Genomic DNA, 11,543 nt, shown 5'->3' with positions numbered 1-11,543 from the left:
ATCGTTCCCGGGTGGTATTGAGTGATCCGCGTCACAGCCCGGCTCGAGGAAGAGTCATGGACGAGAGATTCACCGTAGGACGCCCCACCGGCGTGTGGGCCGACGTGCAGCCGCACGGCGGCATCGCGTGGCTGAACCGGGGCACGACCCGCATCGGGATGTACGCCGCGACGCCGCTGGAGACGCCGCTCGCCACCCCGTGGCTCCGGCTGCGCGCCGGCGTCGAGCCCGACGCCGGCGTCCTGGCCGTCCACCCGGTCCTCGGTCCGGCCTCGGGCTCGACCGTGGCACACGACGGCGAGCGGGTCGTCGTCGCGGGCACGTGGGCAGGCCTGTCCTACTCCGCCCGGCTCGAGCTCGCCGAGGACTCCTGGGCCTGGGTGATCGACGTCGCGGCCGACGGCGACGACGTCCGCGTCGTCGACGTCGTCGCGGTCCAGGACGTCGCGCTCGCCCCGCCCTGGCTCGTCCGGATGAACGAGCTCTACGGCGCGCAGTACCTCGACGTCACACCGCTCGAGCACCCGGAGGTGGGCACCGCCGTCGCCGTCCGGCAGAACCAGGACTTCGACGGCGGTCACCCCTGGCTCGTGATGACCGCGACGGATCCCGTCGTCGGCTGGGCGAGCGACCTGCTCGACCTCGCTGGGCTGTCGCTGCGCACCGGCCAGGTCCCCGGCGGGCTGTTCGAACCGCGGCTGGCCTCGCGCCGCCTCCAGCACGAGCACACGCTGGTGGCGCTGCAGACCCGGGCGGTGCGGCTCGGACCGGGGGAGCGGCACACGCTCGCCGTCGTCGGCCACGTGCTCGCCGACCACCCCAGCGCCACGGGGCCGGACGACCTCGTCCACGTGGAGGCGGCCCTCGCGCGTGGTCGCGCGCTCCTCCGGGCACCCGCAGCCGCGATGGCGACCGCCACCACCACGTCCACCGACGGCCACGCCGTCGTCCCCACCGTCCTCGCCCCGGCGGCGCTGCTGGAGGTGCACGACGCCGCCGTCCTGCCGCAGCTGGACGAGGCGACGTCCGTCGAGCGCGACGAGCACGGCGTCCTGGCCTATTTCGTGGGGCCGAGCCACGTCGTCACCCGGCGCAAGGAGCTCGGCGTGCTCCGGCCGCACGGGCACCTGCTGCGGACGGGCGGGCGCTGGCAGCCCGAGGAGTCGGTGCTCACCACCACCGTGACGATGGGCGGGCTGTTCGCCTCCTACCTCACGCAGGGCCACGTCTCGAAGGACCGGCTGCTCTCGATCGGCCGCGGCTACCTCGGACACCACCGTGCGGCCGGCCTGCGGATCCTGGTGGAGATCGACGGCGTGTGGCGCCTGCTCGACACCCCGTCGCTGTGGCGGCTGGACCAGGGCCGGGCCACCTGGACCTACCTCACCGACGACGGCGACATCGAGGTCACGACCACCGCCCCCACCGACGGCGCCACCGTCACGGTGGAGATCGCCGTGTCGGGTGAGCCCGTCCGCCTCATGCTCGCGCTCCACCTGGCCCTCGACGGCGACGACGGCCTCGACGCCCACCCCGTGGCCAGGGACGACGACGGCGCCCGCACGGTCCTGCACCCGCCGGCCGGCTCGGAGCTGGCCCGACGTCGCCCGGGCGGGACGCTCGTCGTCGAGCGGTTGGGCGCCGCGGCCGACGTCCCGCTCGGCGACGACGGCCCCCTGCACGCCGACGGCGCGAGCCGCGGCCTCCCGTGGGTCACGGTCGTCACGGGGGAGACGTCGCACGCCGGGCTCCGGCTCTCGGCCACCCTCGTCCCGGTGCCGGACGACGTCGGACCCGCCGACTTCTGGTCGACGGCGCTGGACGGCCTCGCGCTCGACGTCCCCGACGACGGGGCCGGCACCCGCGTGAACCGGCTGGCGCACGCCCTGCCCTGGCTCGTGGACAACGCGCTGACCCACTACCTCTCGCCGCGCGGTCTCGAGCAGTACACGGGCGGCGGCTGGGGCACGCGCGACGTCTCGCAGGGTCCGGTCGAGCTGCTGCTCGCCCTCGGTCGGCACGAGGAGCTGCGGACCCTGCTGCTGCGGATCCTCGCGTCGCAGGGGCCCGAGGGCGGGTGGGGGCAGGCGTTCGAGATCTTCGACGTCGACCGGACGGCTGCGAACGGGGACGCGCACGGCGACGTGATCTTCTGGCCCGTGCTCGCCGTCGGCCGCTACCTCCTGGCCACCGGGGACGCCTCGATCCTCGCCGAGCGGGTGCCCTTCTGGTCGGGGCCCGCCGGTGCGGTTACCCCCGACCGCGACCTTCACGACGACCCCGTCGACCACCCCGACGTCGCCGAGCACCTGCACCGCGCGCTCGACCGCGCCGCCGCGCTCGTCGTGCCCGGCACGCACCTCACCGCGTACGGCCACGGCGACTGGAACGACTCCCTGCAGCCCGCCGATCCCGCCATGAAGGACGGGATGACCAGCACCTGGACGGTGACCCTCCACCACCAGGCGCTCGAGACGCTGGCCGCGGGGCTGGAGGCGGCCGGTGTCCCGGGACCGGCCGACGGCGGGCCGGCCGTCAGCAGCACGCGCGTCCTGAGCGCCGCCGCCCTGCGCGCGCACGCGGCGACCATCCTGCGCGAGCTCCAGGACCACCTGATGCCCGACGGCGTGCTCGCGGGCTACGGACTCCGGGAGGCCGACGCGTCCTTCCGGTACCTTCTGCACCCGCGCGACACCGAGACCGGTCTGACCCGCTCGATCCTCCCGATGATCCACGCCGTCATCGACGGGATGCTCACGCCCGAGCAGGCCGAGCGGCACGGGGCGATCATCTCCGAGGAGCTGGTGCTGCCCGACGGCGCGCACCTGTTCGACCGTCCGCCGGCCTACCGCGGTGGACCGACCGTGCACTTCCAGCGCGCCGAGACGGCCTCGTTCTTCGGCCGCGAGATCGGCACGATGTACGTCCACGCGCACCTGCGGTACGCGGAGTCGCTCGCGGTGCTGGGCGGGGCGCCGATCTGCTGCACGCGCTGGACCTCGTCAACCCCGTCGACCCGCACGCGGCCTTCTCCGGTGCCCGCCGTCGTCAGGCGACCGCCTACTTCTCCTCGAGCGACGCCGTCGTGCCCGACCGGTACGCGGCGCTGCGCGACTGGGACGCCGTGCGCGCCGGTGAGGTCGAGGTGGAGGGTGGCTGGCGGATCTACTCCTCCGGCCCCGGGATCGCGCTCCGCATAGTCGTGGAGAGCGTGCTCGGCGTCGTGCGGCGGGCCGACGCCCTCGTGCTCGACCCGGTCCTCGTTCCGGGCCTGGACGGTCTGCGCGTCACCGTGCCGCTGTGGGGTCGCCGCGTCGCGATCGTCTACCGCGTCGGGTCGCGGGGGTACGGGCCGCGCACCGCGAGCGTCGACGGCGTCGCGCTGGCGACGACCAGGGAGCACAACCCCTACCGCGAGGGCGGGCTGCGGATCGCGCGGGCGGAGCTGCTCGAGCGGCTGGACGGGGGCGGAGCGATCGAGGTGGAGGTGCCGTAGGGAGGGACCGGCCGGGCGGTGAGCCGCGCGGCCGGGCACGGGCGCGACCCATGGTGGGCGCGCGAGGACAGGGAGGTTCTCATGGGTGGACTGCGTCGACGGACGTCAGCACTGGCCGTCGTGATCACCGGGACGTTGGCGTTGTCCGCCTGCGCGACGGTCGGGCTCGCGGCGGTCCCGCCGGCCCCGGAGGGGATGATCCCGGTGATCCGGATGCCCTCGGAGGCCTCCGGCTCCGTGCAGGGGCTCGTCAACTACAACGTCCTCAGCACCAACCCCACCGTGCGGACGTGGCTCTACGAGCCGCTGATGATCCGCGACGAGTTCTCCTGCGAGGCGGTGCCGTGGCTGGCCACCGGGTACGAGTGGGAGACGCCGTCGCGCATGCGCCTCGACCTGCGCGAGGGGGTGGAGTGGACCGACGGCGAACCGTTCACGGCCGACGACGTCGCGTTCGCCTTCACCGTGGCCCAGGAGTACCCGGCGGCCGACCGGGCCGGGGTGTGGACCGACCTGTTCGGCGCGCCGGCCGAGTCCGTCGAGGTGGTCGACGAGCACACCGTCGCCGTCAACTTCACGGGCAACGCCGTCCCGAAGACCGACTCGATCCTGTCGATCCAGATCGTGCCCGAGCACGTCTGGTCCCAGGTCGGGGACCCGACGCAGTACATCGACACCGAGCCCGTCTCGACCGGTCCGTTCGTGCCGGAGGACTACAACGGTCGACAGCTCACGCTGCAGCGCAACGACACGTACTGGAACGCCGAGAACCTCAAGGTCGAGCGCGTGATCCTCGAGGGCCAGTACGACGCCAACTCCGGCGCCCTCAAGCTCCGGAACGGCGCGCTGGACCTCTACCTGGGTGACATCCCCAACCCCGAGCGCTCCGTGGCCCGGTCCGGCGTGGAGTACTACTACCCCCCGGGCGGCACCACCGTGCTCGCGCTCAACATGGAGCGCCCGATCACCGGGGACGTCGGCTTCCGCACCGCGATCGCGCACGCCATCGACCGCGAGGCGCTCGCCCTGCGGGCCAGCTTCGGGATCATGGACCCGGGCAGCCAGACGATGCTCAAGCTGCCCATCCAGGCCGACCAGGTCCCCGAGCAGTGGGCGGGTCAGGAGTTCACCAGCTTCGATCCCGCGCTGGCCGAGCAGATGCTCGACGAGGCCGGGTACGCCAAGGGCGAGGACGGCTGGCGAACCGCGCCCGACGGGTCGCAGCTCGACCTGATCTTCTCCGTCCAGGCGGGGTGGATGGACTACATCGCGATGGCCGACGTCGTGGTCCGCGGCCTCAACGACGTCGGGGTGCGCGCGAAGATGGTCACGACCGACCCCAACGCCGTGGACGGCATGAAGAAGTCCGGCGAGTTCGACATGCTCATGGACTCGATCGGCGGCGGCTGCCAGCGGGCCCGCGATCTCGGCGGCCGGCTCACCACCTCGCAGATCAGCGACGGCGGCGAGACCCTCCTGCTCAACATCGCGCGCTACGCCAACCCCCAGGTGGACCAGCTCGTGGACGAGTGGGCCGCGAACACCGACCCGGCGCAGGACCCCGCCTACCTCAGCCGGATCGTCGACATCTACATGCAGGAGATGCCGTACATCGCGCTGCAGTACTCCCCGGCGAGGCTCATCTACCGCGAGGACAACGCGGTGGGGTGGCCGAGCGAGGACAACCCCTACCCGACCAACAACCTGCTGCGCGTGGTCACGAGCCTCAGCCTCCCGGGCGGAGGTGAGGCGGAGTGAAGTACTACCTGCGCAAGACGGGCTACTTCGTCCTGACGCTGTGGGCCGCGATCACCCTGAACTTCCTCATCCCGCGGCTGCAGCCGGGGGACCCCGCCGAGGTGATGGTCCGCCAGCTCACCGGCCGGGGCGAGGTGGACCCGGCGCAGGTCGAGGCCATCCGCACGATGCTCGGGTACGGCGACGACAACGTGTTCGTCGCCTACTGGAAGTACCTCGTCCAGCTCTCCCAGGGCGACCTGGGGATCTCCTTCACCTACTACCCGTTCCCCGTCACCGAGGTGATCAGCCAGGCGCTCCCGTGGACCCTCGGGCTCATCGGTCTCACCCAGATCCTGGCCTTCACGGTCGGCACCCTGCTCGGGGCGTTCGCGGCCTGGCGGCGCAACACCACGTTCGACTCGGTCATCTCGGTCGGTTCGACCTTCCTCGGCAACCTGCAGTCGTTCTGGATCGGCATGATCATCCTGTTCATCCTCGCCTACGAGCTCGGCTGGTTCCCCGCCAGCGGCGGCTTCGGCTACACCGACCCCGGTTGGAGCTGGCTCTTCGTGGCGGACGTGGTGTCCCACGGGTTCCTGCCGGCGCTCACGCTCATGGTGACGGCGCCGATCGGGTTCATCCTCGGCATGCGCAACACGATGGTGCAGGAGCTGGGCGGCGACTACATCCGGCTCGCGCAGGCCGCCGGCCTGTCCGACCGCACGACGGCGCTCGCGTACGCCGCCCGGAACGCGCTGCTGCCGACCGTGACGAGCTTCGCGCTCTCGCTCGGCGTGCTCATGGGCGGCTCGATCCTCATCGAGAGCCTGTACGACTACCCCGGGATGGGCCGCCTCATGGGGGAGGCCACGAGCAACCGCGACTTCCCGCTCATGCAGGCCATCCTGCTCGCGACCATCACGATCGTGCTGACGGCGAGCTTCGTCGTCGACCTGCTCTACGGGATCATCGATCCCCGGGCGAGGAGGGCGAGGTGACCGACCCCAGGAGGACGGCGATGACGACGTCGAACGGTTCCGGCGGCGCGCGCGAGGTCGCGCCCCCGCCCGCCCAGCTCGCCCCGGTGGCTGCCAGGGACACCGAGGTTCTGCCCGAGGACGCCGGTGGCGGGGGAGGCGGGGCCGGTCTGCCCCCCGAGGACCGCTGGAACCGCGCCCGCCAGCCCGATCCCGACGGCGAGCACGTGCTCATCCGCCGGCCGCCGCGCTGGTACGAGGTGCTGTGGTCCAGCCGGAAGGCCCGGATCGGCATCATCATGCTCGCCGTGTTCATCGCGATGGCGATCTTCGCCCCGTGGCTCACGCCGTACAGCCCGACGGACTCGACGTTCGCGCCCGTGCAGGACCCCAGCGGCGCGCACTGGCTCGGCACGAACTCCCTCGGGTTCGACATCTACACGCAGGTGCTGTTCGGCGCCCGGCTGTCGGTCGCGATCGGGGTGCTGGGCGGCCTCGGCGTCACCGCGATCTCCCTGGTGATCGGGATGGTCTCGGGCTACGCCGAGGGGACGTGGCTGGACGACGTGCTCTCGTTCGTCACCAACCTCGCGCTGGTCGTGCCTGTGCTCCCGCTGATGATCGTCATCGTCGCGTACTCCGAGACACGGGGCCTGGCGCTGCTGGTGTTCGTCGTCACGGTGACGAGCTGGGCCGGGCACGCGCGCACCAAGCGGGCCCAGATCATCACGTTGCGCAGCCGGGAGTTCGTCACCGCCGCGCGGTTCGGCGGGGACGGCATGTTTCGCATCGTCTTCCGCGAGATCATGCCGAACATGACCTCCCTGGTGGTCTCGGGATTCATCGCCGCCTCGACCGGTGCGATCGCCGCCGAGGCCGGCCTGTCCTTCATGGGGTTCGGCGATCCGAACACCGTCTCGTGGGGCCAGATGCTCGCCCAGGCCAACGGCAACGGCGCGCTCGTCCAGGGCCTGTGGGTCTGGCTCATCGTCCCCGGCATCATGCTCGCCCTCATCATCACCAGCCTCAGCTTCGTCAACTTCGGTGTCGACCTGCTGAGCAACGCGCAGCTGCGCGAGGAGGAGAACTGAGATGACGACCTCCCCCGGCCTCAACCCCGTGCCCGGCCCGGTGCCGAGCACGCCACCGCTCCGGGCCAGGGCCCGCCCCTCCCACGTCGGCGTCGACACGCCCGTGCTGCGCGTGGAGAACCTCACGGTGCGCTACGAGCCCCGGCTGGGGACGCCGATGACCGCGGTCAAGGACATGTCCCTGACCGTGCGCGAGGGCGAGTTCGTCGGTCTGGTCGGCGAGTCCGGCTCCGGCAAGACGACGTTCGCCCAGGCCGCGCTGCGGCTCCTGCGCCGTCCGGGTCGCGTCACCGAGGGCCGCATCTGGTGGGGCGAGGAGGACGTCACGAACGCGTCCGAGAACGAGCTCCGGCCGCACCGGTGGGCCGAGGTCTCCACGGTCTTCCAGAGCTCGATGAACAGCCTCAACCCCGTGGTCCGGATCCGTAAGGTGTTCGCGGACGTCATCCACGCGCACACCGACCTCGACGAGGACGCGGTCGACGCCCGCGCCGCCGAGCTGTTCGAGATGGTCCGCATCGACCCGTCGTTCCTGCGGATGTACCCGCACGAGCTCTCCGGCGGCATGCGGCAGCGGGTCAACCTCGCCCTCGCGCTCGCGCTCCAGCCGCGGTTCGTGCTGTTCGACGAGCCGACGACGGGACTCGACGTCGTCGTGCAGAAGCAGATCCTCGACGAGATCCGTCGCCTGCAGACCGAGCTTCACTTCGGCGCGATCCTCATCTCCCACGACATGGGCACGATCCTGGACTTCTCCGACCGGGTGGCGATCATGCTCGACGGCGAGCTGGTCGAGGACGTGGGCACGGAGACGATGCTCCGCGACGGTCCGCGCCACCCCTACTCCGTCCATCTGCTCGGTTCCTACGGCGAGCTGCTCGGCGAGGAGGTCGCCGGGTACTCCTCGGCCGGACTCAAGGCCGCCGACGAGCGCGAGGAGGTCGTGGAGAAGATCCAGGAGAAGGCCGACGTGCCGACCATCGTGGAGGTCTCGGGCCTGCACAAGCGCTACGAGAAGCGCAACGGTCTGCGGACCGAGCACGTCGACGCGGTCAAGGACGTCTCCTTCACGCTCCGCAAGGGTGAGGTGACCGCCCTGGTGGGCCAGAGCGGCAGCGGGAAGTCCACGATCGCGCGCATCATCACGACGATCGAGAAGCCGACCTCGGGCACCGTGACCTACTCGCCCGACGACGGGTCGGGTCCCTGGGACATCACGCGGCTCGACCGGCGCCAGCGCCGCACCTACGCCAACGCGGTGCAGTACGTGTTCCAGGATCCCTACGCGGCGCTCAACCCGGCTCTCACGGTGGCCTACCAGGTGATGCGTCCCCTGCAGAACTACCGCGGGATGAAGAAGCAGGAGGCGATGGACGCCGCCGCGGACCTGCTGGAGCAGGTGGGCCTGAGCCCGGCGCCCGCCTACCTCACCCGCCTTCCGTACGAGCTCTCCGGCGGCCAGCGGCAGCGGATCGTCATCGCCCGGGCGCTGGCCCCCGACCCGCAGCTCCTCATCGCCGACGAGCCGATCGCCAGCCTCGACGTCTCGATCCGCGCCGAGATCCTCGAGCTCCTGCAGTCGCTGGTGCTCACCCGGGGGTGGGGATGCTCTACATCACCCACGACCTGCTGTCGGCGCAGATGCTGGCGGACCACGCGATCGTGCTCAACCACGGTGAGGTCGTCGAGCAGGGCACGGCGGCCGACGTGATCGAGAACCCCAGGGCCGGGTACACGCGCGAGCTCCTGGACGCGATCCCGAACCCGTTCCGGGACCGCGTGGCGTGAGCGGGGCCGGGCGGGCGCCGGGTGCGGGTGCGGGTGCTGGTGCTGGTGCGGGTGCGAGCCTTCCGCCCGACGTCGTCGACCTCGTCGCGCGCGAGGTCGACGGCGGGGTGCGGTGGCTGTGGGACCACGCCACGGCCGACCCCGCGGCGCCCGGCCACGGCAGCGTCCTGGACCGCGACGACGTCCCCGGCGTGAGCAGCACGGCCGCGACCGGGTTCGCCCTGGCGGCCTGTTGCGTGGGCCTGGAGCGGGGGCTGCTGGAGCACCGGGAGGTCGTCGACCGCACCCGCGGCGCGCTCCGGGCGCTCGCTGCCCTCCCGCACCGCGACGGGCTGCTGGTCCACTTCGCCGACGCCGTCACCGGTCGGGCGAGACCGGGCAGCGAGTACTCCACGATCGACACGGCGCTCGCGCTCGACGGTGCGGTCGTGGCGAGCCAGGTGCTCGACGACAGCGAGGTGACCGAGCGCACCGCGGACCTGCTCGCGCGCGTCGCGTGGGACGCGGCGGTGCACGAGCGTGACGGGCGCACGCTCCTGCGCATGGCGCGGGTCGACAGCGCCACGGACGACTACGGGGCGGACGCCGACGCCGACGGGTGGGTCGGCGCCTGGGACATGACCGCCGAGCAGCTCACCTGCTACGTGCTCGCGGCCGGCCACCCCGACGTCGACGCCGCGACGGCGCGGGCGCTGTGGGCCGGGTTCGACCGGCCCGTGGGGGGCTACGGCGGTCACACGTGCGTGCACGAACCGGGCGGGACGTTGTTCACCTCCCACTTCCCGCACGCGTTCTGGCCGTTCGGCCGCGACCCGCAGGGGACCGACTGGTGGGCCAACGCGGGCGAGGTGAGCGCGGCCAACCGCGCCTGGTGCCTCGACCGGGCGTCGGCGTACCCGACCTTCGCCGCGGGGCTGTGGGGGATGTCAGCCGGCCTCGGGCCGTGGGGGTACGTCGTCAACGGCGCCGAGCCCGCCCGGCCGCCCGCCCCGCGCTGCGACGGCACGGTGCCGCCCGCCTCGCTGGTCGGCGCGCTCCCGTTCCTGGGCTCGGGGGCGGCCGACGGCCTCCGGGTGCTGCGGGACGCCCACCCGGCCGCCTGGAGCGACCGGTACGGGTGGTGCGACGGCGTGAACCTCGGCGCCGGGGCGGTGCCCGACGACGACGTGGTGTCCGGCGCCGACGTCGGCCGCGAGGGCACCGTGCCCCTGCCGTGGTACGCCCCGGCCCGGACGGGTCTGAACAAGGGGGCCTCGGTCCTCCTCGGGGCGGCCGCCCTCGGCAGCACCCTGGTCGCCGACGCGTTCGGCGCCCACCCCTGGACCGCGCGCGGGATCGCGACGCTCGGGCTCGAGCGCGCCGACACCCGTCCCGTCGACCGTCCCGTCGGTCCACCCGTCCGCTGACGGTCGCCCTCCCGGCGGACCCCGCTCGGTTGTGCGAGTCTGTCCGGGTGCCTCGTCCCAGCCCCGTTCGCATCCTCGGTACCGGTGCGTACCGCCCGGCGAGGGTGGTGACGTCGCCGGAGCTCGACACGGCGCACGGCCGCGCCCCCGGCGAGACGCTGGCCCGGTCCGGCGTCGCCGAGCGCCGGTGGGTCGACGCCGGCGAGACCTCCTCGATGATGGCTGCGGCCGCCGTCGACCGGGCGCTCGCGGCCGCGGGCCTGGCGCCGGGCGACCTCGACGCGGTGATCGTCTCCGCCGTCGCCCCCGAGCAGCCGATGCCGACGACAGCGGTGCTCGTGCTGGACGCGCTCGGCGTCGACGGCGGGCGGTGCGACGCGTTCGACGTCAACGCCTCGTGCGTCGGCTTCCTCACCGGGCTGCGGATCGCCCAGGACGGCCTGGACGCCGGGCGGTGGGACCGCGTCGCCGTCGTGGCCACCGAGATCGCCTCCAAGGGTCTGGACCACCGCCACACCGAGGCGAGCGCGCTGTTCGGCGACGGCGCGGGCGCGGCGGTCCTCGGGCGGACCGCGGCGGGGGAGGGCTCGGCCGTGCTGGCCTCGCGCTCGGCCGTCTGGCCCGAGGCGGCCCAGGCGTGCCGGATCGAGGCCGGCGGCACTCGCTGGAACCCGATGACCCCGCCCGACCACCCCGGCGCCTACCTGTTCCAGATGGACGGCGCCGCCCTGCTGCGCCAGGTCGCGCGCCACCTGCCGGGATTCCTGCGCGACCTCGAGCAGCGGTCGGGGCTCGATCTCGCGGCCGTGGACGTCGTCGTGCCCCACCAGGCCAGCGCCGTCGGGCTGCGCTACCTGCGCTCCTTCGTGCCGGGCGAGGCGGTCGTCGACGTCCTCGCCGACCACGGCAACCAGGTCTCGGCCTCGCTGCCGTCCGCGCTCGACCACGCGATCCGCTCGGGACGGCTCGAGCGCGGCGCCACCGTCCTCCTGCTCGGCACCGGGGCGGGGCTCACGCTCGCGGCCACCGCGCTGCGGTACTGAGG

At 72.9% G+C, this 11,543-nt stretch carries 9 protein-coding genes; all 9 read left to right on the top strand.

Annotated elements, in window-relative coordinates; genetic code table 11:
* The first annotated feature begins 56 nt into the window (after nucleotides 1-56).
* The 9 genes from C8046_RS18000 (at nucleotide 57) to C8046_RS02940 (ending at nucleotide 11,541) form a co-directional block, all read left to right on the top strand.
* A complete protein-coding gene (locus C8046_RS18000; protein ID WP_146197041.1) occupies nucleotides 57-3,200 on the top strand; it encodes a hypothetical protein in 3,144 nt (1,047 codons plus the stop codon).
* On the top strand, nucleotides 3,086-3,496 hold the full coding sequence (locus tag C8046_RS02970) for a hypothetical protein (RefSeq protein WP_109228193.1): 411 nt from the start codon (nucleotides 3,086-3,088) through the stop codon (nucleotides 3,494-3,496). The genes C8046_RS18000 and C8046_RS02970 overlap by 115 nt, the downstream gene beginning before the upstream one ends.
* Before the next feature lie 81 nt (nucleotides 3,497-3,577).
* Nucleotides 3,578-5,254, top strand: a complete 1,677-nt coding sequence (locus C8046_RS02965; protein WP_109228192.1) for an ABC transporter substrate-binding protein — start codon at nucleotides 3,578-3,580, stop codon at nucleotides 5,252-5,254.
* Nucleotides 5,251-6,234: an ABC transporter permease gene (locus C8046_RS02960; protein ID WP_109228191.1), complete on the top strand. Its 984-nt coding sequence runs from the start codon at nucleotides 5,251-5,253 to the stop codon at nucleotides 6,232-6,234. The genes C8046_RS02965 and C8046_RS02960 overlap by 4 nt, the downstream gene beginning before the upstream one ends.
* On the top strand, nucleotides 6,231-7,304 hold the full coding sequence (locus C8046_RS02955; protein WP_235866059.1) for an ABC transporter permease: 1,074 nt from the start codon (nucleotides 6,231-6,233) through the stop codon (nucleotides 7,302-7,304). The genes C8046_RS02960 and C8046_RS02955 overlap by 4 nt, the downstream gene beginning before the upstream one ends.
* A gap of 1 nt (nucleotide 7,305) precedes the next feature.
* Nucleotides 7,306-9,015: an ABC transporter ATP-binding protein gene (locus tag C8046_RS02950; protein ID WP_235866058.1), complete on the top strand. Its 1,710-nt coding sequence runs from the start codon at nucleotides 7,306-7,308 to the stop codon at nucleotides 9,013-9,015.
* Nucleotides 8,967-9,092, top strand: coding sequence for a hypothetical protein (locus tag C8046_RS19695; protein WP_268921357.1), 126 nt, complete (start codon nucleotides 8,967-8,969; stop codon nucleotides 9,090-9,092). Before C8046_RS02950 ends, C8046_RS19695 begins: the two co-directional genes overlap by 49 nt.
* A complete protein-coding gene (locus C8046_RS02945) occupies nucleotides 9,089-10,498 on the top strand; it encodes a glucoamylase family protein (protein WP_109228189.1) in 1,410 nt (469 codons plus the stop codon). The genes C8046_RS19695 and C8046_RS02945 overlap by 4 nt, the downstream gene beginning before the upstream one ends.
* Nucleotides 10,499-10,545: 47 nt before the next feature.
* The gene (locus C8046_RS02940; RefSeq protein WP_146197040.1) at nucleotides 10,546-11,541 is read left to right on the top strand and encodes a 3-oxoacyl-[acyl-carrier-protein] synthase III C-terminal domain-containing protein; all 996 of its coding nucleotides are present in this window, start codon (nucleotides 10,546-10,548) and stop codon (nucleotides 11,539-11,541) included.
* Nucleotides 11,542-11,543: the final 2 nt, after the last annotated feature.

Source organism: Serinibacter arcticus (assembly GCF_003121705.1).
GTDB lineage: Bacteria > Actinomycetota > Actinomycetes > Actinomycetales > Beutenbergiaceae > Litorihabitans.
This window is presented reverse-complemented; position numbering and strand designations above follow the sequence as displayed.